This window comes from Paenibacillus roseus, assembly GCF_016424485.1.
Classification (GTDB): Bacteria; Bacillota; Bacilli; order Paenibacillales; family Paenibacillaceae; genus Paenibacillus_D; species Paenibacillus_D roseus.
This window is the reverse complement of record NZ_JAELUP010000103.1, coordinates 381289-406092: the sequence shown is the minus strand read 5'-3', so window position 1 is coordinate 406092 and position 24804 is coordinate 381289. Positions and strand designations below refer to the sequence as shown.

Below are 24804 nucleotides of genomic sequence, written 5' to 3'. Positions count from 1 at the left end.
GCAAGTCCCGGCCACTTTTTTTGTTATGATAATCTTCCCTCATATTGAATTGTTTTTTGTAAATTCTAGTGATATAAGCACTTTTTTTTTGACCTGAAAAATGATAAATTGAATAGAAATCTGAATTTGCAGGGGGTCATTAACGTTTGAAACTTCAAATGCTCGGTACTGGGAGTGCTTTTGCCAAAACCTTTTACAACAACAATGCATTAGTCTATGCAAATGGTTATACACTACTGGTGGATTGCGGCATTACGGCCCCAGCTGCCTTGCATTCATTAGGAAAATCTCCCGATGAGATTCATGCACTGCTGGTTACTCATATTCATGCTGATCATGTGGGAGGGCTTGAGGAAATTGCGTTTCGAATGAAATTCCAGTATCAACGCAAACCGCTTCTCTATGTGCCTGAAGTGTTGGCGGTTCCTCTTTGGGAAAATGCGCTGAAAGGCGGGCTGTCACAAGATGAAGGACATACGCTGGAGGATTATTTTGATGTTCGGTTGATGGAGGAAGGGCACGAATACGAGCTTGCACCGGGCCTATGTGTAGAAATTATAGAAACGCCGCATATTCCAAACAAAGCCAGCTTCTCGCTTTATTTGAATCGGCACCTGTTCTACAGCGCCGATATGCGCTTCAATCCTGAGCTTCTGCACAGTCTTGTGGACCAACGCGGCTGCGATACCATTCTCCATGATTGCCAATTTATTAATCCTGGCGCGGTTCATGCCTGCCTCGATGATTTGGTGACCTTGCCGGAGTTCATCCAGCAACGTCTCTGGCTAATGCATTATGCGGACAATCAACCTGAATATATCGGAAAAACGGGGCAAATGCGTTTCATCGAGCAGCAGCGGCTGTATGATGATACCGAGCTTTCAAAATTGAATGTCGAATTCAACGAAGCGTAAATGACTTTGCCGCCCTTTGCCACAATGTTGGCGGTCAGGAGCTGGTTTTTGTGCAGAAAAACAAGCCACCTTTATCGTTCCTGGAGGACGGGTTACGTCCAGTTCAGGCGACAGGGTGGCTTATTTGTGACTTGCAATCGAGACTGGCAAGTGATCAGAAGCGCGGGAGTTGGTCCAGATTGTTCGTTGGATCTCCGTCTGCGTCACCGCGAATGTAGAATTCGCCGTCTCTTCCTTTGAAGCTGTTCACGCCCGCAATGCGTCCAGCCTGTACTTCTTGCAACGCTTCCTGATACTGCAACACGCGGCCGTTTGAGGTTTGAAAGGCGGTTAGGTCTCCGTCACCGTTCTTTTGTACGGCAACGAATCGCTCACGCTGGTCCAGACTTTGATTCGCATTTGCAGCCAAATCGGCATTGGAGGTAGATTGGTTATTGAAGCCAAGATTGGCATCATCCGCTACATTAGTATTGACACTGGAGTTGATATTCACCCCGGCATTGGTCACTGCATTTGCATTTTGGACGGCCTCGTTGTCTGCGTTGTTATTGAAATTGCTCGTTTCGCTGGATTGGTTCGAATTGAAGTTTTGGGTTTGGCCGTTGTTCAGGCTATTGCCCGGGCTGCTGTTCGGAGCATTGTTCGTCATGGTTGTTATCCTCGCTTTCCTGTTGTCTTCTGACATGTCTTCCGAATGACCTGATCGGTCATCCGGATAGTTTGCACGCTTAGTATGGAACATTTTGTATGAAACCATACATGCGGCTTATCAAGCTGTCTAAAGTATTACGGCTGTGTACGCAATCCCCCGCCGGGACGATAAGGCTCAATTGACGATCTGCCAAATGACTGACGGGGGAGCGGCTCCACTATTCCTGCCCGTGTATATACATCACTGGTAACCGATGGTCTTCCATACACATCCTGGATCACAAAAGCTGGTTCAGCCGGGGATGCATCCGTCATCCGAAAGAGAGAAAATGAAAAACTGGCGCAGCCTTCCAGAGACAAAACAGCAAGCAGCAGTACCAAAGGCTTCCACATCTTGCACGCACTCCTGTTCGACATAATTTCCTGCATATGGAGTATTATGGCCGCCGAAAACTTTTCTCAAACCTCAATTCTGGCACATGGGTCTGGCTGTATAACAGTATAGTTTTGATACAAATGCTTATACTATGAATTCCAACCCAGGCCCAAGTTCGAGGAGGAACACCGATGACTGAACGACTGGAGAGCAATTATAATTGCGCCAATGCATCCGAGGATTTGCATGAGCTTCAGCTTTTGCTAAATCAGCTTCCTGCTGGCGGGAAGCTGACACCGGAGCAGCAGGAAGAGGCAAACCGTCTGCATAATCTGATCCATTTTATCAAGAACAAATGCGATATTCCTAACGGGTAATGTCTTCACATGTTCATGTGAAGCGGAAATAAAGCATCCGTGCGGCAACTTACATCCAACAAAATACAGGCGGCGCTTCTTGGAGGAAGCCCGCCTGTTTGTTTTTTCTACCTTAACTGTTATTGTCTGTCGCTAACTGTTATTATCATCGCTCATGCGGGATTATTTCGCCGCTTTTTTCACCAGATTGATATGATCCAAATGAGCAGCGTCATTGAAAATAAATTCAAGCACATAGTCCCCGCGATTGTAGCTCCATTTGATCTGCGATTGTTTGCCGGTTTTGAAGCTTTTGGTCTTATCCGGTTTCCCCCAGTGCTGCTTCAGCATTTTCTCAGTAATGCCGCCAATGTTCGTCTGCCGCTCTACATTGGTGCCAAAGTAACGCAGCTCATGGATTTTGTTCTCTTTCTCTTTATAAGAAACCGCATAACCCGGATGCCCCATATTCGCAGTGTAAACATCAAAATCATTGGCATTCTTGCTGGGTGAATCCGGTTCACCGATTTTCTTTTCCACGTCCTTGCGGGTGCTCACCCCAACGGTCAAGCCGCTCACACCCCCAGGGAACTGACCTTTTAACGCCGGTTTATAAAAACTGTTCAAAGTCTGCAAAGCTTGGGACTCGTCTGTGTCTTTTGCAGTCGACTTGCTGATGGTTGTCATCTTGCTAACAGATGCGGCATTCACCTGGGCAATCCCACTCGTAATGCCTGCAACACCCAAAGCGGCAACTGATAGAAGCAATGCAATACGGGCAGATTTTCTAAGCGGTTGGTAAATTTTCATCATGTTTCCCTCCCGAAATCGCCTTAATTGTTGTTACACTATATTAGACGAATCGGAATGAATAAAGTTGATAGATTTAGTAAAATATTTGGCTCCAAGCGAGAAAATATAATGCAATCCTATAGAAGCTATATCATTTAAATGAATGAATGTGAGGCAAGGCCTGCGTGTGAAAGGTTCTTCCGATCGCTGTTGTTCCCGGTTTTCTTGAATAAACAGTAAATGAATGAGGAAATCCGGGAACAAAGGCGAACGCTTCGCTTCTCCAGAATCCTTTCACACTTCGGCTACCCCGCTTTCATTTCTTTAATTCAAAGTATGTAGACAACGAAAAAGGAAAATATCGGATGAATGTAGGACCCGGGAAATTCATGGGAGCTTCACATTCGCACCAGTTCGGGATATAAAGAATATGTAGATTTTTAAGTTCATCTTTACTTTATATAAAAGCAATATGGTGCCCGCAGGCCTCAACAACGAATGAGGTAAGATTGTACTTGAAATAAACAATTAAACAGCAAAAAACCCTTGATTTCTCAAGGGTTTTCTTCAATGATCTGTAGTGGGCTCGAACCACTGACCCCCACCCTGTCAAGATGGTGCTCTCCCAGCTGAGCTAACAGATCGTGTTAACAACAATTAATACTATATCAACAATTTAATTCAGAGTCAATACTTTCCTATATTTTTTATGCAGAATTAACACTCCAAACCCAAAGGACCCCTTGCCTCTAGCGAGTGAGGGAACATTGCGGGACAAGGGGTTCTTCCGATCACTGTTAAAGTGATACCATTCATTCTATGATAAAGATTTAAGAGTCAATCGAAAAAAGTGACTTTAGTCCTGTTTATTCAATTCGTGTATATTTGAGAGAAAATTCAATTCAAAGTAAGCATACGTTCAGAGCTTGTATAGATTTGTTTGATATGATAACAACATCTATATTCTCTGAGGTGAATACATGCGACATCAAATCGACCCAAAAACACAACTAAAGTACTATTTTCCTGTTAAAGAGCCGATTCTAACGCTAAATATTAATGAACTCAGACGAGCCGCCTACTCCGATGACAATAAAAAAACAGTATCCCTCATGATTGGCGCCCTTCGCAGGCGGCGTTATCTTACGATTGAGGATTTATTGAACACCACCTGGAAAGAATTGGGAAGCATTCGGAATTTCGGAATTACGTGTCAGCTGCTGCTTTTTGATTTTCTTGAGAGAATTTCGGAACATCCTGAATACCTGATTAGCCTTGATGCCTATGAGAGATCGAGAAAGCTCGAAGCTATTAAGGGGCGCTTACGGGAAATGGGTATGATTCTGTAAAAAAACAAGTCTCTATTTTCAATTGAAGAGACTGGTTTGTACTACGTGTTTTATGAAAAAGTGCTAGCTAGACTAGGAATTTCTGTATTGAAAATCCCGTACACGCAAAAGACGCCCCCACACCAGATTCAGTGTTTTTGGAAGCGTCTTTTGTGAAAGACTTTCTTTCCGAAAAGAACATCTACCCTCTAAACTGCTGCAAAAACTTTACTGCCAGTCCGATATCCGCCTCAGGGCTCGTACCGACCTCGCGCTCAATGGTCAGATAGCCCTTGTATCCGATATCATTCAGCGCCTGCAAATAGGCCGGCCAGTCAACGCCGCCTTCGCCCAGCGGCACCTCACGGAAAGCCGCGCCTGTCTCCGCCATGGCTGCAATCTTCTCATGATCGAGCTCCACCTCGTAGCCATAGAAGCCGTACACATCACGCGGATCAATATGGCCAAGCTTAACGCCATCCTTGGCGTGGGTATGAACAATATAATCCTTCAGGGCGTACACGCCCTGTACAGGATCATCCCCCGTCACCATAACCATATTCGCAGGGTCGAAGTTCACGGACACCCCTTTCGAGCCGAGACTGTCCAGGAAGGTTTTCAAATGCGCCGCGGTCTCCGGTCCGGTCTCAATCGCAAAATAGGCGTTCATATCGCTTGCAAAACGGCTCAATTCCTCACAAGCATAATGCATCGCCTCATAAATTTTGCTGTTCGGATCATCGGGAATAATCCCGATATGAGTCGTAATGATGTTCGTCCCAAGCTCCATCCCAAGCTCCATGATGCGCTTGGACTTGTCGATCTTGGCCCGATTTTGCGACGGGTCCTGGAAGCCATGGCCCCCCAAATCTCCAACCAAAGCAGAAATTTCAAGGCCAAGAGATGCGATATAGTCGCGCCACTCCTTTCGCGCGCCCGCGGATAAGCCCGCAGGGTCCAACTCGCCCTGGACCGCATAGATTTGCACCCCGTCTGCCCCAACCTTCTGCGCCTTCTGCAGCCCCTCTTTAACTCCCACCTGAAAGCTGTCTACAATAACACCGATTTTATTCGTAATTACAGGTACGCTCATCACCGTTTGCTCCCTTCCCAATGTAAACCCATGTTGCTAGTATAAATTGAATGAATAACTGATGAGTAGAAAAGCACGCTATACTTCCGCCCATACCCGCTTCACATAATCAAAGCCAAGCTTCGTTGCGACCTTGCAGTCTTCCAAGCCCTCAAATTCAATGGAGATGTAGCCGTCATAGCCGCCCGCCTTGACTGTACGGAGTACAGCCGGAATGTCGATATCCCCGTGTCCGACGATGGCGCCGCGCAACCAGTTGCCGCTCCCAGTAGGGAACCAGCCTTCGCCCGGATTGCGATGGGACGGACGATAGTAAAAGTCCTTCACATGAACCATCGACGCCAAGCTGATATTGTTGGCCACAGCCGCCACCGGATTCTCATCTGCGCACAGGAAGTTGCCGACATCGAGCGTCGTCCTGAAGTTATCGCGGTCCACTGCCCTTACCAGCGCCTGCACCCGGTCGCTATGCTGGACGAAGTAGCCATGATTCTCAACACTTGTCGTAATGCCAAGCGGCGCAGCGTAATCTGCAATCTCGCGGCAAGCCGCTGCCAACTGCGGCAACTGCTCGAGGAAATGTCCAATTGAGGTATTCTCTGTCCAGGCGACATCATGCCGTATGCGCTTGATTCCAAGCGCTGCTGCGACATCGACATCGCGCTTCACCTTCTCGATTTCCGCCTGATAGGCCTCCCCTTCAAGCCCGACGAAATTGGCGCCCACCGCATAGTTGGACAGCTCCAGACCTTTCTCTGCTGCCTGCTTCTTGATCGACTGAATCAATTCATCGTTATCGGTCAGCGTAAAGCCAAGCGGCACAATTTCTACATGTTCCGCTCCAATCTCGGCAATATAAGACAGAACGTCTTCAACGTTCATCTCACCGGTTGATAGCGCCTTGTACAGGCTGTACGTGCTTATTCCCAGCTTCATAGCTTAACCTCTTCTCCCCTGGCTGCCGATTCATAGATGCCGACTAATATTTTCATAATCTCGACGCCATCCTCAACCGGACTGATCGGTGTTTGGCCGTTCAGTATGCAATCGGCAAAGTGGTCGATTTCATTTCTGAAAGCGCCTTCGAAATCGAAGCCCTTATGATCCGTTTGCGGATAAATATTGAGGATCGTATCATGCTGCTCGGTGACAATGACCGTTTCCGGATCAATTTCAAAACCGCCTTTGTCCCCATAGAGCTTAACGCTTCCTTCATTCTCCTTGGCATGCAGCGTAAAGCTGACATCGACGAGGAGCGAAGCCCCGTTCTCGAATCGGATCAGAGCATTGGCCATATCTTCTACAGTGTTGGAACTGCCATCATAATCCGCCGCTTTATAAAAAGACAAATACTTTACATTGGAGCGGTTGCCGAGCTTCTTATACGTATTGGCACTAACCGATACCGGCTTGGGCCGTCCCATCATATACCAGCACAGGTCAATCACATGAACCCCGATATCGATCAGCGGGCCGCCGCCGGATCGTTCGATGTCCGAGAACCATCCTCCCGGGTTGCCGAGTCTTCGTATTGTCGTCGCTTTGGCATAATAGATATCCCCAAATTCACCCTGGTCCGCCAACGAGCGCAACAGTTGCGCATTCGTATCGTAGCGACGCACAAAGCCGACTTGAAGCAGCTTGTTGGAAGCTTTTACCGCCTCCTGCACCTCCAATGCTTCTTCAACTGTGCGGCAAAGCGGCTTCTCTACAAGCACATGCTTGCCTGCCTCCAGCGCGGCAATGCTGATTTGGGCATGCGTATTATTCCATGTACAGATGCTGACCGCCTGAACAACCGGATCGGCGAGCAAATCAAGGTAATTGGTATACACCTTCGATGCGCCGTATTCCTCTGCTGCCCTTTGCGCGCGTTCCTCGTTCAGATCACAGACCGCATAAATTTCCGTCTTCGGATTGCTCTGGTAAGCGTCCATATGAAAAGATGAGATGGAGCCTGTTCCGATCACGCCAATTTGTACAGGTTGCATGGTAGCCTCTCCTTTGTGAATGCTCCGTTTTTTTGTCCAACTTGTATACATACTTTCGTATTATTTCGTATTATAATGAAATCACACGAATAATCCATGAAAAGCCATGCGGTTCATTTGTACAATTGTGCTGACAAAGGAGGAAATGAGAGTTGGAATCCGATGAGTCCTTGCGTGAGCCTATGGATATGCCTGACCCGCATTTTCCGGTCAAGGTCCACCACAACCACTTTGAGCATCAAGGGGAGGTTTTGTTCCGCCATCACTGGCATGAACATCTCGAGTTTCTCTATTTTGTTTCCGGTGAAGCCCTTATTGAATGCGGCTCCAAGCCGATTGCCGCTAAGGCCGGAGAGCTGATTGTGGTCAACAGCAATGAGCTGCATTACGGTGTCAGCCTCTCGACAGATGTGAACTACTATGCGCTCATCGTCGATATTTCCCTGCTGTACAGTCACTTCGCTGGAGCAGCCGAGACGAAGTTCATCACCCCGATTACCCAGAACCGGCTGCTGCTGCACAACCATGTCAAAAACGACCCGTTGGCCTTCTCCAGCGTGCTCGCTATCGTAGATGAGCTGAACCACCGCGAATTCGGTTACGAACTGGCGATCAAATCCGGGCTGTATCAGCTGCTGACCCTTCTCGTAAGAAATCATCTGAATTCCGTCCTGAGTCGCAATGAATACGCCGAGCGCATCAAAAATGTCGAGCGCTTTGCCCCAGTCTTCCAATATATTGAGGACAATTACCAATCCGAGCTGTCAGTAGAGCTTCTGGCGGAAATTGCAGGCTTGAGCCGCTTTCACTTCAGCCGTCTGTTCAAGGAACTGAGCGGACGCACGATCACGGAGTATATTACCGCCGCCCGACTCGATAAAGCAGATGATCTGCTTCGCAACAGCAAGCTGACTGTCTCCGAGGTAGCCGCTGCTACAGGCTTCAACGATATTTATTATTTCAGCCGTACTTATAAAAAGCATCGCCATATCGCTCCTTCCGTCCTGCGCGGCGAAACGGCGACGATCCAAAAATGACCCGGCATCTGCCGGGTCATTCCATTGTCCGCCCTTCCATTCTGCTTACCGGAATTCGAATAAGCACCGTTGTCCCGATTCCGAGCCTGCTGTACATCTGGACACCGTAGGTCGGGCCATAATATAGCTTGATGCGCTGGTTGACATTGCGAATGCCGTATCCGGTGCTCGCACTCTCATCCGGGTCTTCCATCTGCTTGAGCAGATCTGCGTGAATCCCCACCCCGTCATCGATGACTTTGAAATAGATGCTATCCCGCTCGCGGTACGCCACGATCCGGATATGGATGCGGTCTGCACACCAGGCGTGCTCCAACACATTTTCGATAAACGGCTGAATGATCAGCTTGATAGTCGATTTGCCCAATATTTCTTCGTCAATATGGTAGCTGACGCTCATCCGATCCTCATATTTCGTCTTCTGGATGCTGATGTACGCCTTTGCTTGCTCCAGTTCTTCGGCAATCGTCAGAATTGTCCGGCCTTCGTTCAAGGATAGCCGATAAAATTTCGCTAAATCCATTACCATCCGCTGCAATTTGTCAAGTTCCCCGAACTTGGCCAGCCGATTAATAGAAGACAGCGTATTATAGAGAAAATGCGGGTTAATCTGGGCTTGCAGCATATCTAGCTCCGCTTCCTTTTTATCCAGATCGGCGACGTAGACTTTATGAATCAACTCCCCGATATTTTGTCCCATCTCGTTGAGCGCCAGCGATATCTGGCTGAATTCGTCCTGACCCTTGAAGAAAATCCGCTTCGTAAAATTACCCTCCTGGAAGGAATTGAGAACGGAGACGATTTTGCCTACTTTTCGGGAAAAATAATTGGACATCAGCGCCCCTGATACGAAATAAACGACTGTGAACACAAGACAAATCAGGAATGTAAGCAGCTTGACCTCCCTTACATTTTGCTCGAAAATATGATTGGGGATGACCGTAGATATCTTCCACTCAAATCCGGGAATATCATGCTCCAAAATCATGTAATCCTTGTAAAGGGATTTGTCCCAGGGCTGATCATACCGGTAACTAGCATCCCCCGAAGCTTTCACAATACGTTCATTTTCATCTATGATAAAAATCGTCGCCCCGTTGCCAATCTTCGTATAATCTACCGTCCCAAACAAATCCGAGAGCGGCACGCTCATTCGCATGAAGCCAATCTCCTGGATGGTGGTCGTCACTTGCACATTCAGCAGCCTCCGCAGCAAAGAGATCCTCTCAAAGCTAAAATCATCCTCAATTCGCTGCCAGACCATCGTCTGCCCGTATTTTTCCTCCGGATAGTTGCGGTACCATGGCTTGTCTTGAATTCTTGACAGATGAAACAGATCATAGCGGTTCTCATTGGAGCCAAGCGGGTCCTCGTCCTTAAAAATACGATAAACTTCCGGAAAATCCTCATTATGAAAATAAATCGAAAGCCACAGGCGCTGGCTTGTCGCTTCGATATAAGACGCAATTTTGGGCAGCAGATATTTGGTCGTTGCTTCGTACGATAACCAGCCTTGCTCGTAATTGCGAACATGCCGCGCAAGCGAATAATCATAATAGAACAGATCTGAAATCCGAATGATATCGTTGATTTTGTAGGATATGTTGTCGCTCATCTGGGTCAGCGTTCCCTGCACGCTGCTGTTGGTCTGCTCCCGGATGGAATTGAGATAGACGGCATTGGACAGATAACCGATCAGCAGCACAGGAATGACGATAAAAATACAATAGGACAGCATTAGCTTGTAGCCAAACGGCAGGTAACGGTATTTGGGCAACTTCATAGTTTTCTACGGTATTCCAGGGGCGTTTTAGCGTAGTAGTCCTTAAATTGCCGGCTGAAATAAGGAAGGTAGCGGTAACCGATCATATTGGCAATCTCATATACTTTCAGATTGGTATGGAGCAGCAAATCCCCTGCTTTTTCCATTCGGAGTGTTGTAATATAATCGCTGAAATTTGTATTCATCTCCTCCTTGAAAATTTGCCCCAGATAGTTCGGCGAGAACGAATACTGCTCCGCAATGTCCTTGAGCGAAATATTTTCATGCAGCCGCTGCTTCACATCATTGACAATATCCCGGACAAGCTTCCAGTTCTTCTTTTGTTTCTTCGAATGCAGTATTTCTGACAATTCATACACCTGGTACTGAAGCCAGGCATGAATCTCACCAATGGTTTCATACTGGAGCACAACATCCAGTGAATGGATATCTATATTGAGCAGTTGGAACAAATCTTCATTCATCTTCTGCAGATAGGCGTCCAGCTTCATCAGAAGAAAAATGGTGAAGTTCTGTATCGTATATTTGGACCGCATCGTTACTGCCAGTCCATAGAGCTTGTGAAGCTCATCATGTATGCGCACCAGATCATAATTCGTCATCGCCTCGAACAATGAATCGAGTTGGATATCGAGATTCTGAACATCTTTCATTCGTGCAGTTTGGGCCTGCTGATAATGAATAATGGAGCCCTTTCCGTTAAACATTTTATAATCAAGCGCAGCCTTCGCCTGACGATAGGACTCCTTGAGGAACAATACCCCTGTGACCTGATCTCCTACACCGAGAGTGACTGTGACTGGAGCTGGAGTCTCTGCAAATTCCCGGCTAAGCACCTCATGCAGATATTCGGGCTTTACAGCGGATTCAAGCAGCAGCCCAAGCCGCTTGTCGTTCAACCTGCAATATTGCTGAATACCAAGTCTGCGGCAGACAGAGGATAGCGTGTTCCAAAATACCCCCGACATCTTCGCTTCGTCCATGACGTCCTCGGCGCCGCGCTTGATCTTCCAATCATCCCGCTCGGCAATGACTACACGCACAGGCCAGTTCGTCTCATTCAGCTTGTACTCCTCCAGCAACACCTCCAGCGCCTCCGAATTCAAGACGCCTTCGAGCAGTTGAACCAGATACTCATTCTTAATCAGCGGTACCATTCGCCTATACTGCTGCTCTGTCTCCTGCCGCTTGCGCTGCTCATCAAGCTCATCGCGGAGCTTTTTCAGCGATTCAATCAGCTCGTTATCATCCATAGGTTTCAATACATAGCTGCAAGCATTCAAATAGAGCGCTTGCTTCACATAATGAAAGTCCTGATAGCCGCTGACAAAAATGATTTTCAGCTTTTCATTCGTATCCAGCGCTTTGCGTGCCAGTTCGAGACCTGACATATTTGGCATGTGAACGTCGGTGACCAAAATATCAACCGGCTGCCCCTCCAGCAATTCGCTTGCCGCAAACCCGCTGGATACCGCCGCCACGACCTCCATCCCCAGTTCTTCCCATGGAATGAATGTCTGCATTCCCTTCAAATCAAGTATTTCATCATCCACGAGCAGTACCTTATACATCAGCTTCAACTCCAGTTTCGTAATCGCTGGCATATCGGACAACTAGCAATAATTTTCCTCTCATTCAAAAGAAAGGGTATACTATTATATAGTATACCCTTTCCCTGCACAGGCACAATATTTACTTGTTTTCCAACAACGCTTTATTTCTATTCCACGCTTCCGTTCTGAACTCCAGAAGCTGGGAATAGCCGGAAGCTTCTGCATCCTTCTCCGCTTTGTCCAGAATTCTGTCGACATCCTCGTCGCTCTTCGCCATGACAGATTCTGCATACGCCTGGGTGAAGATATCATCAATACGCTGCTTGATAATGCCCAGATCGCTGTCCGGAGCCGGGTCCATATTTACAAACTCGGTTGCATTGGCTTGCGTCTTCCAAGTAATTTCGCTTTGGTAACGGGCAGCCCAGTTTTGCTTATCCGCAGGCAATGTGCTCTCGTACTTCATCTTCGCCGGATCGATGTAGCCGGTGTTGCCGTTCCACATGATCGGGTCTTGATCCTTTTGCAATTGCAGAACTTCTTCCGCGTCGTACTCCGGAGTAAAGTTCGGATACCCATCCGCATCGAAGCCCTTCCAGTTCTTGCCCTCAGGTCCGAAGAAGAGCAGAGATTGGCCTTCAGGACCCGTATACCAGTCGAGGAATGCAAAGATTTTTTCCGGGTCCTTCGCGGCTGTCGTAATGACGCTCACGTTCCAGCCAAGGCTTGTGTACGTGCCCGGGTAAATTTTATTTTTATCCAGCCCCTCTTTATGGATCGGCCAGATCATGAAGTAACCGGAGTTCGGGTCTTTCTTCACCATCTCCTGGTGGGCATTCATTGCAATAACAGTCGGGCTGGCGGAAGCGAATACAGCTACGCGGCCCTGCATGACTTTCTCCTCAATTTGGTCTATGGTTTGTGTAAACGCATCCTGGGAGATCAGACGCTCACGGTACAGCTTGGAAATATATTTCTGGGCCTCACGGAAAGTGTCATCCTTAAACACTGACGTTAACTGGCCGTCCTTCGGAATCGCCCGAAGTGCTGCATTCAGGTAGGAATACAATACATCTTCACCAAAAGCCGTGTACAGTACGCCAAGACCTTGCTGGTCTTTAGCCAAATGCGGCTCGTAAGGGGTAACGCTGTTGCCGTATTTTGCTTTGACAGCTACGAGATAATTATACAAGTCATCCGTTGTTTCCAGCTTCGGTGAACCGAGCTCTTCATAGATTTTCTTGTTGATGACATAACCGGCGTTGCCGTTCGGACGTCCCGTATACCAGTTCGGGAACTGATACAGCTTGCCGTCCTCCGAGCGCAGCATATTCAGGTCCTTGCCCATCCAGGTTTTCAGATTCGGATACTTATCGAGGTAATCGTCAAATGGAACCAGCATCCCCATATCGCGCAGACGCTCCACCTCAGCGCCGCGGTCCATCCAGATGACATCCGGCAGATCGTTCGACGCAATCATCGTACTCAGCTTCTGCTCGTGGTTGCCCCCCGCAGATACCGGCACAATGTTAAGCTTTTTGTTGTCTTTGAGCCATCTTCCAGCTACTGTACTATCCCATGCCGGTACGTCGTACCAGCTATAGTGGCCGTACATGCTGAATTCCAGCGGCTCGGAGCCAAACTCCCATTTTCCATCAGTACTTGTCTGCTCATCGTTTCCTTTATTATCTGAGGTCTTGTTGCCTTCTGTCTGTCCGGTAGCCGGCTGGTTCGTTGTTTTGCCCGTGTTGCTGCTGCATCCAGCCAGCACTGTTGCCAGCACGAGCATCACAGATGCAAGGAGAATCGAAAATCTTCTGGCCTTATTCATCTTCACTTACCCCTCTCTTTACTTTTTTTGTATGTCCAAAGCGATGAATCGCCTTAAACGTAAAGCGGGCGCTACCTACTCCTTCAGCGAGCCAATCAGCACGCCTTTCACAAAGTATTTCTGAACGAACGGATAGACAAGCACAATCGGTAATGTAGCTACCATCATTGTTGCCATAGTCAGCGATTTGGTCGTAATCGTCCGGGCGCTCTCGATCCGCGCTTGTGAAGCGGTATCCAGATTATTGGACATATCCGTTACAATGTTGGCGTTCAGAATTTGCCGGAGCATGGTCTGAATCGGGAGCAGCTTCTCGTTGTTAATGTAGATGCTGGCTATAAACCAGTCATTCCAGTGAGATACCGCGGTGAATAATGCCAATGTGGCAATGACAGGCCCGGACAAGGGGAGTACAATTCTGAACAGAATCCCCCAGTTGCTGCATCCGTCCACCTTGGCGGACTCCTCAAGCCCTGCCGGCAAGCCTCTAAAGAAGGTTCGAAATATAATCATGTTCCATACGCTGATTAGCGCCGGAATGATAAACACCCAGAATGTGTTCATCAGGCCAAGAGAACGGATTAACAGAAAGGTCGGAATCAAACCGCCGCCGAAATACATGGTAAAGATGAAATATACCATATAAACATTGCGTCCGATAAGCTCCCTCTTGGTCATGCCGTATGCCAGGATCGCTGTCATTAGTATCGCTGCGGCTGAACCAACCACTGTGCGCGCTACGGATATGACCATGCCGTTGACAAGTCGCTTGTCATTCAATACAATTTCGTAGTTTTCCAAAGTGAATACCCGCGGCCAAAATGTAACGCCTCCCTTGGATGTATCCAGCCCCAGATTAAAGGATATCACTAGCGCATTCCAGAACGGATACAGCGCGCTGAAGGACAACAAGATGAGAAAGGTATAGATGATAATGTGCATGATTCGGTCTCCGAATGCTAATCGCGTCACTGCAGTTCGCCTCCCCGTTGTTCAATTCTGCCTGCTACCACAGGCTGTTCCCCGATTTACGGGCAAGATAGTTCGCCATGGTCAGCAAACCAATGCTGATGACAGCCTTGAACAATCCTACCGCAGTTGCATATGAATAACGGAAGTTGGACAAGCCTACCCGGTATACATACGTATCAATAACATCTGATACCGGTCGCAGCACCGGATTTTCAGCGAGCAGGAGGATATCTTCGAAGCCAGCGCTAAGCAGGTTGCCGATAGCCAGTATCATGAAGATAACAATGACCGGCATAATCGTCGGAATCGTGATCAGATAAATTTGCTTGAATTTGCTCGCTCCGTCGATGTCGGCCGCCTCATACATGCTTTGGTCAACCCCCGCGATTGCTGCCAGGTAAACAATCGAGCCAAAGCCGATCTCCTTCCACACGTTAGCGGAGATGAGAATGGACCAGAAGTATTCCGGCATGGACATGAAGTTGACCGGATCATCAATGAGGTTGATCTTTTGCAGCAAAATATTGATGCTTCCGTTCTCCGTAGAGAGCATCGATCCGACCAGACCCGCTACGATAACCCAGGACATGAAGTGAGGCAAGTAAGTAATCGTCTGCACGACCCGCTTGAACATCATATGGCGGATTTCATTCAGCATTAGCGCCAGAATGATGGGAGCTGGAAAACCAATCAGAAACTTGAGCAAGCTGATGACAATCGTATTGCGCATGACGGTATAAAACTCCGGCGCATTGAAGAACATTGAGAAATGCTTGAATCCCACCCAGTTGTTCTCAAAGATTCGAGCGCCCGTATTGATCTTGTAGTCCATAAAACCGGTAAGCACTCCATACATCGGCAAATAGGCGAATACGAAGATGAGTATAATCCCGGGCCATACCATGAGTTGTATATCCCATTGCTTCAAAAAGCGCACAACGACATTTTTTTTGCGGCTGGGCTCCGGCTGTGTCGGCGCATGGATCTGCGGCTTAGTTGTTGCTTGCGGCATAGGCATCCTCCTGTAAGATATGGTGTGGCAACGCCCTCGTACGTAAGCCTTTGCCTTTCCAAATATTGATATCTTAATTTTATGTCAGATTTAAGGCCAATTCTATTTGCCAGATCAACAATAATTTATACTTTTCAACGAATTTTCGAGATTTTGTGTAATTTTTAATAACTCATTAATAACATAATAAGTTATGTTTATGTTATATCTAATTTCCAAGCAGCGCTTTATTTTGCTTCCATGCCTTGGTTCTGAATTCCAGAAGTTGTGAATAGCCGGCCGATTCGGCGTCCTTCCCGAATTTATCCAGAATGCTGTCCACTTCTTCATCACTCTTGGCCATAACAGATTGCGCGTAGGCCTGAGTGAAAATGTCATCCACACGTTGTTTGATTATTCCCAGATCACTATCCGGGTCCGGGTCAAGGTTCACAAACTCCGTCGCATTCGCCTGTGTTTTCCATGTAATTTCACTTTGGTAACGGGCAGCCCAGTTTTGCTTCTCCTTCGGCAATGTGCTCTCGTATTTCATCTTTGCCGGATCGATAAAGCCGGTGTTGCCGTTCCACATAATCGGGTCCTGATCCATTTGCAGCTTCGCCACTTCATCGGCGTCATATTCCGCCGTAAAGTTCGGGTACCCTTCCGCGTCGAAACCCTTCCAGTTTTCCCCTTCAGGCCCGAAGAACAGCAGAGACTGACCTTCAGGACCGGTATACCAATCGAGGAAGGCGAAAATTTTCTCCGGGTCCTTCGCCGCTGTCGTGATAACGCTAACATTCCAGCCAAGACTTGTGTACGTGCCCGGGTAAATTTTATCTTTATCCAGACCCTGCTTATGAATGGGCCAAATCATGAAATAACCGGCATCCGGGTCCTTCTTGGTCAGCTCCTGATGCCCATTCATAGCAATGAACGGACTTGCCCCGGCGAACACGGCGACACGCCCTTGCATCACCTTTTCTTCAATCTGGTCGAGCGTTTGCGTGAAGGCATCTTGAGAAATAAGCCGCTCCCGATAGAGCTTGGAAATATACTTCTGCGCTTCACGGAAAGTAGCATCGTGGAATACAGATGTCAAACTGCCGTCCTTAGGGACAGCTCGCAGGCTGGCGCTTAAATAGGAATAGAGTACATTTTCACCAAAGGCCGTGTACAGTACGCCCAGCCCCTGCAAATCCTTCGCAAGATGCGGCTCGAAAGGAACGACCGAATTGCCGTATTTCTGTTTGACCGCCACCAGATAACTATACAGATCATCCGTAGTTTCCAGCGTCGGCGAGCCTAGCTCTTCATAGATTTTCTTGTTAATGACATAGCCGGCGTTGCCGTTCGGACGTCCCGTATACCAGTTCGGGAACTGATACAGCTTGCCGTCCTTCGAACGCAGCATATTCAGATCCTTGCCCATCCAGGTTTTCAGATTCGGGTATTTATCCAGATAATCATCAAAAGGCACCAGCATCCCCATATCGCGCAGACGCTCCACCTCAGCACCACGGTCCATCCAGATGACATCCGGCAGATCGTTCGACGCGATCATCGTGCTTAGCTTCTGCTCATGGTTGCCACCTGCAGATACGGAGAGAATGTTTACTTGCTTGTTCTCTTTAATCCATCTTCCAGCCACTGTACTGTCCCAACCCGGAACGTCGTACCAACTGTAATGGCCATACATCCTGAATTCCAGCGGGTCGGAGCCAAGCTCCCATTTCCCCTCCGCTCCAGACTGTTCCGCGTTCCCGTTATCGCCTGACGGCTGGTTTCCACCTGTCTGTTCGCCGGAAGTTTGGTTTGTATTCGTTTTCAAATTCGTGTTAGCGCCGGAGTTGCTGCATCCGGTAAGCACTGTCGCAAGCATAAGAATGAAAGAAGCGATAATGACCGTCGTTCGTTTTACCTGTATTCCGCTTGCCTTATCATGCATTCTTGCACTACCCCTCTCTTTACAATTGTTTGTTTAAGCAGGATATGAGCATATGCAGCAGTGAATTGAAGACTTTATAATGGAACAATATATTTCCAGGAAGCGCTTCCAATTATAAATCTCCGTTATCTGGAAGTGTGATATTTTTATTGTATAAATTAGTCGCCGTCATTTCTATTGGTCAGATTAACAATAAATGATACTTTTCAACGATTCTTTAGTTTAAAGTATAATTCAGACCGTAAAGCACCCGGACGATTGTGGAATTGATAGGTGAGTTAATCTATATTCGTGTGGTTCCAGGTTATATTATTCAAGATAAATCCCGATATAAAACACAGCTGGACTCCTTATGAAAAGAATCCGGCTGTGTTTATCTATTTACAATTACATTTTCCATCCACTCCACAGGTCGTGCGTGACTTTGACTTTTTTTCTAAACAGTAACACGCCCATACCTACAACAACGATTGCCATAACGGCTAGCCAGATCGGATCAAGAACAAGTGAAGAGAACCCGATGATCGACGTGCCCCCAATTAAAGGCGGCAAAGTACAAGATAATGCCCATAGTCCAAGGTTACACCTCTTACTACAAGTCTGCTCTTTTTTGAACATTTCGTAGGAAATCGCAATATTCAAGTTTAGTTAGTTAATTGTGCTGTCGTAGGTTTTTTGCGTATTTCTCGTTTATATAATCTAGAATATGATTGTTTTCTTCCAGTTTACCAGGAATCAAATAACCCTCATCATCAATTGCCGGGATGAACGGCACACCCATTTTTTCAATGAGTTGTACCCGTTCTGATCGTTCCTTTGGGAGATTAATGTTGATATACGTCACCTGAAGTTCAGTTAAACGTTCCCGCACCGTCTTACAATACGGACAGGTTTCACGTTGATATAATTTCAACACCCGAAGCACCCCTTTGCATAATTGGTTGAATTGCTGCTGCACTGCTTCCTTTTGTAAAAGCTAACCCCATATCGGTTAAAGCGAGCTCGATTGCTCCAAAAACAGTAAAGAGGTCAAGAGAGTCAACTGAGCCAATATGTCCGACACGAAGCATTTTTCCCTTGAACTCTCCTTGCCCTCCTGTTATTGTCATCCCATATTGTGAACTTAAAATTTTGATTAATCGTGAAGTATCAAGACCCGGTGGAGCAATAGCCGTTGTGACTGTATTGCTGCGCCTTTTAGAATCAGCAACAAAAAGTTCAAATCCCAAGGCTTCAAGTCCCTTTTGAGTAGCTTCAGCAATCATTTGATGCCGTTGGTAACAGCTTTCTATTCCTTCTCTCATTAACATTTCAATCGATGTTCTCAAGGCAAAGATTAGAGAAACACCAGGACTTGACGGAGACATAGGATAGAATTTTTTAAATCGTTTAAAGGAGAAATAGTAAGTTTTAGGGTTTATATGCTCTAACCTAAGCCATGCTTTTTTGGAAATAGCTGCAAAGGCAAGTCCTGGGGGCATCATAAAGCCTTTATGAGATGCGGCAAGAGCAACATCAACTCCCCAAGCGTCCATTTGAAAATCATGCGAAAGCAAGCCACTGATGGCATCTACAACAACTAGAACATTTTTATCTCGAAAAAATTTACCTATTTCTTCCACGTTATTCGTAACACCAGTCGAGGTTTCACTGTATACGACGAGAATTCCCTTCACATCAAGGTTTTCATAATAAGCTTTTTCTATATCATGCATATCAACTGAGGTTCCCCAAGGAGAAACAATTTCAACAGTCTCTATTCCGTATACCCTGGCGATATCTGCGAATCTTTCACCAAAATATCCGTTAGAGACGACTAGAACCTTATCTTTCTCTTGAAAGCAATTGGCCACTGCCGCTTCCATGGCCCCCGTACCAGAAGAAAGCATAATAAATACTTCTTGTGTTGTGCCAAATAGAACCGGAAGTCTTTCATTTACTTCCTTCATGACTTCTTCCATATGAGGTGAGCGGTGGTGAATCAATTCCTGTGCCCCTGAGAGCAGTATTTCCTGGGGAACATACGTTGGTCCAGGGGTGGCCATGCGCTGTTTTTTCATAGTGATTATCGCTTTCCCTTCTATTAATTACTGATGAATATGGTACGAGGTGCTGGCTGCAGATCGAAATCAAATAATACGATACGGTGAGTATGTGACACTGCCAGTCTTGAATTTTTATATGGCACCAAAACACTGCTTCCCATGATAGATGACCATACATGGGCAAATCCATTTAAATCATTGGATGTGCGATAATGCGCGTAATCATGCTCTCTGGGAGAAATCCTCTCTAATGCTGCCAATAAATCCTCTACGGCCCCCTCTTCGTATCGCATGCTTATCAGGCCGACTGTACTGCCGACAGCAAGTACTTTGGCGATGCCTTCAGAGGTCTCAAATTTCGGCAAGACACTTGCTATTTGTTCTGTAATATCGTAATGAGCATTAAATCCCTCGGATGCTATCTGAATCTCAACTACCATGGGCTAACCATTCCTCTTTTTGGTTTATCTCATATGGATGAACACCTTCTCGAACTACTTTCTTCATGAGCTCTGCATTTGGATATGAAAGCTGCTGGTACAAGTCTGCCACCCGCTCTACATCATAATTTACCCGTTGAATACTGACCCCTAATTGGCCCGCGTATTCTTCCACGATGGCATATGAAGACTGTGTATAACCATCAAATGTATAGCCCACCCCACCTGGATTAATAATACATTTGCCATCGATGTACCGTAGCAATGGATGGTGGGTATGAGCATAAGCGTACACCGATGCCTGCTTCTTTAGCATGATTCTTTGTCTGAATACGTCAACTGAATCCGAAGGTAAAATGACCTCAAAAGGGTCCTCAGGTGTCCCGTGAAAGCAGTGAATTGATATTTCAGCAGAAAGAGACAGAGAACATTCGAGCGGAAGGGAATCCAGATAAATAAGCTCTTCTTCAGTTAACTGGTTTTTAGTCCATTGTCTTTCAAGATTCATGATCTTAAAATCAGAAGCAGGCACCTCCTCTTCTTTAATACCCCGGGTAATCCATTCATCCGTATTTCCTCTTAGCACCAATGCCGTCGTAGAGCGAAGCAGGTTCAGCACTTTCCGTGGCTCAGGGCCGCGGAAAATTAAATCACCCAGCACTACGATATCACTTATCCCTTTAGAGGAAATATCTTCAAGTACATTCTCTAGGGCAACTGCGTTTCCATGGATATCCGAGATAATGGCCAGTTTCATCAAACTGCACCACCCTGATTAGCAGCCGTCAGTTCCATTTTATCTGACACAAGTTCATCTTTATTACTTAGACTGAAAAACCGTTCAAAAAAAGATTTCTTCCACGTTTTCTCTTGTCCGCCTTCAGAGGTTACGTAGTGTCTCAATACTTCTTGCCCCGAGATCGACAAGTGATCCTGGATCATTTCAACAAAAGGATCATTAAAAATCATTTTTAAGTAGTATAAAGAGTAATAAATGGCTTCTTCAGCAGCAAGCTCCCTTGAACGTTTAGCCAACTCACTCCAATCCAACTGTTCTAAATGTGCTAAAATATATTCACGAACATCACAAAACTTAATTAAATTAATATCTTGGTCAATTTTAACCCATCTCTCATGGCTGGCTTCTTTAAATAAATGAATTGCTAAATGAATTAAGAAGTCGACTGTATTCAGGCAAACTGCTGGAGCATCATAAAGTTTGCTCTGAATTGCACGCTCCTGCAGACCATTCGATGCTATAAAGTTTCTGGTCAAGTCTACATCATAGGAAAAATCTACTCCAATATATTTTGAGAACCCGTTATCTACCCGCTTCATATGAGGATGTAAGTTTCCTGAACGGTCTTTCCACTGAATAACTTCTTCTTCGCTAACAAAAGCAATAGAATCGGAAGCCCAATCATAATGACCCGGTGTATACCCCATAGCTTGCAGCATTCCGGAAACAGCTTGACCTTGGTCTAATGAAATTAGAAAATCCAGGTCATTCGAAATACGAAGGCCTGCATCCTTATATATATTAGGAATAAGCCATGCACCCTTAAGCGGAATAATTTTCAAACCCGACTCGTTTGCCTTGTTTAAAACCATCCTTAATTCCTTGGCCATAAGTTCATTCTTCATTCGATTGCCATGGTACGCATGATTCATTACCTTTTTATATTCCAGCTTAATGGCTTTGTTACTGTCCAGGCGAATAAGATGTGGGGTTACAAGAGGCAGTACTTTATGTTTAATACATAACGCCATAAAATAATCTATAGCAATACCATCTTCCAGAATAGAACAAATTTGCTCTTCATGTTCTCTATTTAAATGAATTCTGGACGCTAAGACCATCAAACGCTGCTCACTTGAAAGAATCGACCATTCGTGATCTTCCGAATTCTGTTTCAAAAATGTTCTTCCCTTCTATATTTCATTTTCTTGTTGTAATTCATGATTATATAAATTGACCATGTTTAAGGCCCAATCCCGCGCTTTATTTAGAGACTTATCAAATCGGGCGATCCAGTCATCCGGATTTACAGAGAAGGATACTAAAAATTCGCTCTCCTTTTCGATCAGCACAAGTTTTGTTAGGCCGCTCCGTTCCATCATTTCCCCTATATCTCAAGTAGGAGACGACCATCAATTTGGGTAACATTATACGTCCGCAGTTTTACTTGTTTATAAGCCAGACATTCACCGGTCTGCACTCGAAACTCCAATCCGTGCCAAGGGCAGGTTACGATCTCCCCCTCTTCTGTCCAATGCAATTCCCAGGTCTTTTTGTCCCTGTAAAGGGTCCCGGAAACTTTCCCTTCGCATAACGGACCAATCTGATGGGGACAAATATTAGGCAACGCATGGTAAGAGCCCTTAATATTAAATATTCCGATAGTACGGCCTTTTACAGTAACTATCTTATGGGTTCCTAAGGGAATATCCTGAGCCGCGGCAACGTCAAAAATTCTTCCCATTAGCTCAGTATCCCCTTTTTATCATGAGAACGCATTCGTTTGCCTTGTCTGTCAATATCAAAGAATGCAAGTGCATTCTCCCCTAAAATTTTCCTTTTTACTTCTTTAGATAATCCGGAGTTCAAAATAGCGCGCGGATGGTCAAAATCATGATGCGGCCAATCCGATGCAAACATCGTTGTATTTTCACCTTCATAGAGTTCAATCACCTTGGCCAAGTCCCCTGGATTTTCCGGCTCTTCAATGGGTTGAGTTCCGTAATAAAAATTTTTAATATAATGACTAGGCGGCTTCTCCAGATGTTGAACATATCTTCGTCGTTCCATATACTCCTTGTCCAGCCGCATCGACATGTAGGGGACCCATGATATTCCACCCTCTATAAAACACATCTTCAAATTAGGATACCGGACTGGAACTCCCGTCTCGATAAGACGCAACATGTTAAACATTAATGACATAGAGTGTGCGAGGGCGTGACGTGCAAACTCTGTTTCAAATTGTTCCAGACCATTAAAGGGAAATGCTGTATTTAATGTCAATACAGAATGAAAAATGACTGGCAGGCCGGCTGCTTCCGCTGCTTCGAAGATAGGGTTATACATTTCATGTCCCCATAAAGTATGAAGGCCTCCGCAAGGCAGATAAACCCCTACAATCCCTTCTTCATCCTTGTATTTATTAATCTCTCTCGCGGCATCAACCGGATCCTGCGGGGCAGCAAGAAGCAAGCCTTTTAGCCCTTCTCTTTTGTCCGCCCACTGATCAACAAGGTATGCATTATAAGCCCTTGCTAAAGCAGCAGCATATTCACGCTGAGGGAACGTTGCAATTAAGAGAAGATTATCAGGGAAAATGATGGCGATATCTATACCGAGTTCCGTAAGCTCTTCCCGGAGCTGATCTGGCGTATTCACCGTTTTTTTATCAAATCCTCCCGGCCAAAAAGGACGATTGCCGGAAAATTGAGGAGCAAAACCTGGAATGTTTAAATATCGACGAGGGACATTAACTATCGCCTCAAGTGCCTTCCTCCAGGGCAAATCACAATAAGGGATCAAGTCCTCAGGCGTTTCATTAATGTGAACATCCGCATCAACAATAAAAAAATCTTCATACTGCCCTTTTTTAATCATGCGAAGGCACTCCTTCGTTTAAAGCGTCGAGGTTTGTTAATATGCCGGAACCTCTGATAGTAAATGCAGGCAACCTGGATGCAGCCTTTTTGCATTCGTCAATCATTCTATTTATGCCAAGTAAATCTTGAGGGACTATATAGTTATTCCATAGAACGGCATCACCGTTCTCACCAAAAATTCTCTCGATGTGTGGCAGCATACTAGCAACGTGATCATTTAAATGAGCTAGCTCACTAGCAGGAGCTGGCTCTAGTTTTGGATACAGAAAGCCCCCAACAAGACAAGTAAAACCAGCTGGTACAGAAGCAAATATAGTTTTGAAGATATCAGGAGGAATGGCTCTTTTATGATCTGTGGACCATAAGCTTTCCTGTGCGGCATGGATGTCTTCTGACAAATTCAGCTTGCCAATAAATTCTGGATACTTTGAGAGTGTGCCAAGACCCAAATGCGGGTAATCCGGCCATCCTGAAGCGTATAGCTGTCCATTCTCGACCCATAAAAAGGTTTTATCGCCACTCATAAATTGGTAGCCAAACTTGCTGACAATTTCTAGTAAAGTAGTAGATTTTCCTGCTCCCTTTGGTCCAATTATTAATGTAGCTCTTTCATCTTTGTAGGCACACGTCGCATGTAACACGACTACCCCATGATTCTCCTCATTTTTCAAAACCAAATCTCGGATAAGTTCAATGAATACTAACTCTTCTGCTTGTGGATTTTCACCTGGGCTTGCAATCAGGATCGTCCCATCATGCTTGTTCATCGCTATATAGGTATTTGTTTTCAGACATTTTAAATATTGAACTTCATTTGATACCACACATTTCGCACGAATAGTAAAGAATTCGGAAGCGCTTTTCCGGAGATACACGTCTTCCCCGGCAGAAAAATCTATATCTTTAAAAGAATCGGTGCTTTTTGTTACCGTAATACTTGCAAGAACGTCATCGTTAGCTCCGTGCTGTATATCAAAATGTGTATTAAAGAAATCAAATACAGAGTCAAGAGATAAGGGCTCCTCAATATAGAAGGAAAGTTTTGAATGAAGAAATGACATCGTATACGTCCTAACGTTTGC

24 protein-coding genes and 1 tRNA gene are annotated in these 24804 nt (G+C 45.9%); 4 read left to right on the top strand and 21 right to left on the bottom strand.

Features of this window, described 5'->3' with window-relative positions:
* The first annotated feature begins 146 nt into the window (after positions 1–146).
* Positions 147–914, top strand: a complete 768-nt coding sequence (locus JFN88_RS18730) for an MBL fold metallo-hydrolase (protein ID WP_233168053.1) — start codon at positions 147–149, stop codon at positions 912–914.
* A 154-nt stretch (positions 915–1068) separates the two neighbouring features.
* Here JFN88_RS18730 and JFN88_RS18725 read toward each other — a convergent pair whose 3' ends face one another.
* Positions 1069–1299: a DUF3892 domain-containing protein gene (locus JFN88_RS18725; protein WP_199021313.1), complete on the bottom strand. Its 231-nt coding sequence runs from the start codon at positions 1297–1299 to the stop codon at positions 1069–1071.
* A 401-nt stretch (positions 1300–1700) separates the two neighbouring features.
* On the bottom strand, positions 1701–1958 hold the full coding sequence (locus tag JFN88_RS18720) for a hypothetical protein (protein ID WP_199020801.1): 258 nt from the start codon (positions 1956–1958) through the stop codon (positions 1701–1703).
* Between the two features lie 174 nt (positions 1959–2132).
* Here JFN88_RS18720 and JFN88_RS18715 point away from each other — a divergent pair, with 174 nt between their 5' ends.
* Complete coding sequence (locus tag JFN88_RS18715) at positions 2133–2318, top strand: DUF2524 domain-containing protein (protein ID WP_199020800.1); 186 nt, start codon at positions 2133–2135, stop codon at positions 2316–2318.
* Between the two features lie 162 nt (positions 2319–2480).
* On the opposite strand, the gene JFN88_RS18710 is transcribed toward JFN88_RS18715, so the two are convergent.
* The gene (locus tag JFN88_RS18710) at positions 2481–3110 is read right to left on the bottom strand and encodes a YjgB family protein (protein WP_233168051.1); all 630 of its coding nucleotides are present in this window, start codon (positions 3108–3110) and stop codon (positions 2481–2483) included.
* 550 nt (positions 3111–3660) lie between these two features.
* Positions 3661–3733, bottom strand: a tRNA-Val gene (locus JFN88_RS18705).
* Between the two features lie 336 nt (positions 3734–4069).
* Here JFN88_RS18705 and JFN88_RS18700 point away from each other — a divergent pair.
* On the top strand, positions 4070–4438 hold the full coding sequence (locus JFN88_RS18700; RefSeq protein ID WP_199020799.1) for a hypothetical protein: 369 nt from the start codon (positions 4070–4072) through the stop codon (positions 4436–4438).
* A 181-nt stretch (positions 4439–4619) separates the two neighbouring features.
* Here the strand turns inward: JFN88_RS18700 and JFN88_RS18695 are convergent, their stop codons facing one another.
* The 3 genes from JFN88_RS18695 to JFN88_RS18685 form a co-directional block, all read right to left on the bottom strand.
* Positions 4620–5510: a sugar phosphate isomerase/epimerase family protein gene (locus JFN88_RS18695; protein ID WP_199020798.1), complete on the bottom strand. Its 891-nt coding sequence runs from the start codon at positions 5508–5510 to the stop codon at positions 4620–4622.
* A 78-nt stretch (positions 5511–5588) separates the two neighbouring features.
* Positions 5589–6446, bottom strand: a complete 858-nt coding sequence (locus JFN88_RS18690) for a sugar phosphate isomerase/epimerase family protein (RefSeq protein WP_199020797.1) — start codon at positions 6444–6446, stop codon at positions 5589–5591.
* Positions 6443–7501 (bottom strand): Gfo/Idh/MocA family protein, encoded by a 1059-nt coding sequence (locus JFN88_RS18685; protein WP_199020796.1) that lies wholly within the window; start codon positions 7499–7501, stop codon positions 6443–6445. Before JFN88_RS18685 ends, JFN88_RS18690 begins: the two co-directional genes overlap by 4 nt.
* 152 nt (positions 7502–7653) lie before the next feature.
* On the opposite strand from JFN88_RS18685, the gene JFN88_RS18680 reads away from it, so the two are divergent.
* A complete protein-coding gene (locus JFN88_RS18680; protein ID WP_233168049.1) occupies positions 7654–8538 on the top strand; it encodes an AraC family transcriptional regulator in 885 nt (294 codons plus the stop codon).
* Positions 8539–8554: 16 nt separating this feature from the next.
* Here JFN88_RS18680 and JFN88_RS18675 read toward each other — a convergent pair whose 3' ends face one another.
* The 14 genes from JFN88_RS18675 to JFN88_RS18610 form a co-directional block, all read right to left on the bottom strand.
* Positions 8555–10321: a sensor histidine kinase gene (locus tag JFN88_RS18675; protein ID WP_233168047.1), complete on the bottom strand. Its 1767-nt coding sequence runs from the start codon at positions 10319–10321 to the stop codon at positions 8555–8557.
* Positions 10318–11925 (bottom strand): response regulator, encoded by a 1608-nt coding sequence (locus JFN88_RS18670; RefSeq protein ID WP_332908521.1) that lies wholly within the window; start codon positions 11923–11925, stop codon positions 10318–10320. Before JFN88_RS18670 ends, JFN88_RS18675 begins: the two co-directional genes overlap by 4 nt.
* A gap of 88 nt (positions 11926–12013) precedes the next feature.
* Complete coding sequence (locus tag JFN88_RS18665; RefSeq protein WP_199020795.1) at positions 12014–13705, bottom strand: extracellular solute-binding protein; 1692 nt, start codon at positions 13703–13705, stop codon at positions 12014–12016.
* Between the two features lie 75 nt (positions 13706–13780).
* Positions 13781–14677, bottom strand: coding sequence for a carbohydrate ABC transporter permease (locus JFN88_RS18660; RefSeq protein WP_199020794.1), 897 nt, complete (start codon positions 14675–14677; stop codon positions 13781–13783).
* A gap of 34 nt (positions 14678–14711) precedes the next feature.
* Positions 14712–15689 (bottom strand): ABC transporter permease, encoded by a 978-nt coding sequence (locus JFN88_RS18655; protein ID WP_199020793.1) that lies wholly within the window; start codon positions 15687–15689, stop codon positions 14712–14714.
* A gap of 208 nt (positions 15690–15897) precedes the next feature.
* Complete coding sequence (locus JFN88_RS18650; protein WP_233168045.1) at positions 15898–17616, bottom strand: extracellular solute-binding protein; 1719 nt, start codon at positions 17614–17616, stop codon at positions 15898–15900.
* 652 nt (positions 17617–18268) lie between these two features.
* Entirely contained in the window at positions 18269–18532 is a 264-nt protein-coding gene (locus tag JFN88_RS18645; RefSeq protein WP_199020792.1) for a glutaredoxin domain-containing protein, read from the bottom strand.
* Complete coding sequence (locus JFN88_RS18640; protein WP_233168039.1) at positions 18510–19676, bottom strand: pyridoxal-phosphate-dependent aminotransferase family protein; 1167 nt, start codon at positions 19674–19676, stop codon at positions 18510–18512. The genes JFN88_RS18645 and JFN88_RS18640 overlap by 23 nt, the downstream gene beginning before the upstream one ends.
* 23 nt (positions 19677–19699) lie before the next feature.
* Positions 19700–20101 (bottom strand): YjbQ family protein, encoded by a 402-nt coding sequence (locus tag JFN88_RS18635; protein ID WP_199020791.1) that lies wholly within the window; start codon positions 20099–20101, stop codon positions 19700–19702.
* Complete coding sequence (locus JFN88_RS18630) at positions 20091–20858, bottom strand: metallophosphoesterase family protein (protein WP_199020790.1); 768 nt, start codon at positions 20856–20858, stop codon at positions 20091–20093. The genes JFN88_RS18635 and JFN88_RS18630 overlap by 11 nt, the downstream gene beginning before the upstream one ends.
* Complete coding sequence (locus JFN88_RS18625; RefSeq protein ID WP_199020789.1) at positions 20858–22018, bottom strand: nucleotidyltransferase domain-containing protein; 1161 nt, start codon at positions 22016–22018, stop codon at positions 20858–20860. The genes JFN88_RS18630 and JFN88_RS18625 overlap by 1 nt, the downstream gene beginning before the upstream one ends.
* A gap of 209 nt (positions 22019–22227) precedes the next feature.
* A complete protein-coding gene (locus JFN88_RS18620) occupies positions 22228–22584 on the bottom strand; it encodes a Rieske (2Fe-2S) protein (RefSeq protein WP_199020788.1) in 357 nt (118 codons plus the stop codon).
* Positions 22584–23720 carry an amidohydrolase family protein gene (locus JFN88_RS18615; RefSeq protein WP_199020787.1) on the bottom strand — a complete coding sequence of 379 codons (1137 nt, stop codon included), beginning with the start codon at positions 23718–23720 and terminating at the stop codon, positions 22584–22586. Before JFN88_RS18615 ends, JFN88_RS18620 begins: the two co-directional genes overlap by 1 nt.
* Positions 23713–24783 carry a phosphoenolpyruvate carboxykinase (ATP) gene (locus JFN88_RS18610; protein ID WP_199020786.1) on the bottom strand — a complete coding sequence of 357 codons (1071 nt, stop codon included), beginning with the start codon at positions 24781–24783 and terminating at the stop codon, positions 23713–23715. Before JFN88_RS18610 ends, JFN88_RS18615 begins: the two co-directional genes overlap by 8 nt.
* Between the last annotated feature and the right edge of the window lie 21 nt (positions 24784–24804).

Excerpts from the sequence above, each read along its gene's own strand:
- JFN88_RS18720 (WP_199020801.1), bottom strand. The coding sequence starts at position 1,958 with ATGTGGAAGCCTTTGGTACTGCTGCTTGCTGTTTTGTCTCTGGAAGGC.
- JFN88_RS18715 (WP_199020800.1), top strand. The coding sequence starts at position 2,133 with ATGACTGAACGACTGGAGAGCAATTATAATTGCGCCAATGCATCCGAG.
- JFN88_RS18710 (WP_233168051.1), bottom strand. The coding sequence starts at position 3,110 with ATGATGAAAATTTACCAACCGCTTAGAAAATCTGCCCGTATTGCATTG.
- JFN88_RS18700 (WP_199020799.1), top strand. The coding sequence starts at position 4,070 with ATGCGACATCAAATCGACCCAAAAACACAACTAAAGTACTATTTTCCT.
- JFN88_RS18695 (WP_199020798.1), bottom strand. The coding sequence starts at position 5,510 with ATGAGCGTACCTGTAATTACGAATAAAATCGGTGTTATTGTAGACAGC.
- JFN88_RS18690 (WP_199020797.1), bottom strand. The coding sequence starts at position 6,446 with ATGAAGCTGGGAATAAGCACGTACAGCCTGTACAAGGCGCTATCAACC.
- JFN88_RS18685 (WP_199020796.1), bottom strand. The coding sequence starts at position 7,501 with ATGCAACCTGTACAAATTGGCGTGATCGGAACAGGCTCCATCTCATCT.
- JFN88_RS18675 (WP_233168047.1), bottom strand. The coding sequence starts at position 10,321 with ATGAAGTTGCCCAAATACCGTTACCTGCCGTTTGGCTACAAGCTAATG.
- JFN88_RS18670 (WP_332908521.1), bottom strand. The coding sequence starts at position 11,925 with ATGCCAGCGATTACGAAACTGGAGTTGAAGCTGATGTATAAGGTACTG.
- JFN88_RS18665 (WP_199020795.1), bottom strand. The coding sequence starts at position 13,705 with ATGAATAAGGCCAGAAGATTTTCGATTCTCCTTGCATCTGTGATGCTC.
- JFN88_RS18655 (WP_199020793.1), bottom strand. The coding sequence starts at position 15,689 with ATGCCGCAAGCAACAACTAAGCCGCAGATCCATGCGCCGACACAGCCG.
- JFN88_RS18650 (WP_233168045.1), bottom strand. The coding sequence starts at position 17,616 with ATGCATGATAAGGCAAGCGGAATACAGGTAAAACGAACGACGGTCATT.
- JFN88_RS18640 (WP_233168039.1), bottom strand. The coding sequence starts at position 19,676 with ATGAAAAAACAGCGCATGGCCACCCCTGGACCAACGTATGTTCCCCAG.
- JFN88_RS18635 (WP_199020791.1), bottom strand. The coding sequence starts at position 20,101 with ATGGTAGTTGAGATTCAGATAGCATCCGAGGGATTTAATGCTCATTAC.
- JFN88_RS18630 (WP_199020790.1), bottom strand. The coding sequence starts at position 20,858 with ATGAAACTGGCCATTATCTCGGATATCCATGGAAACGCAGTTGCCCTA.
- JFN88_RS18620 (WP_199020788.1), bottom strand. The coding sequence starts at position 22,584 with ATGGGAAGAATTTTTGACGTTGCCGCGGCTCAGGATATTCCCTTAGGA.
- JFN88_RS18615 (WP_199020787.1), bottom strand. The coding sequence starts at position 23,720 with ATGATTAAAAAAGGGCAGTATGAAGATTTTTTTATTGTTGATGCGGAT.
- JFN88_RS18610 (WP_199020786.1), bottom strand. The coding sequence starts at position 24,783 with ATGTCATTTCTTCATTCAAAACTTTCCTTCTATATTGAGGAGCCCTTA.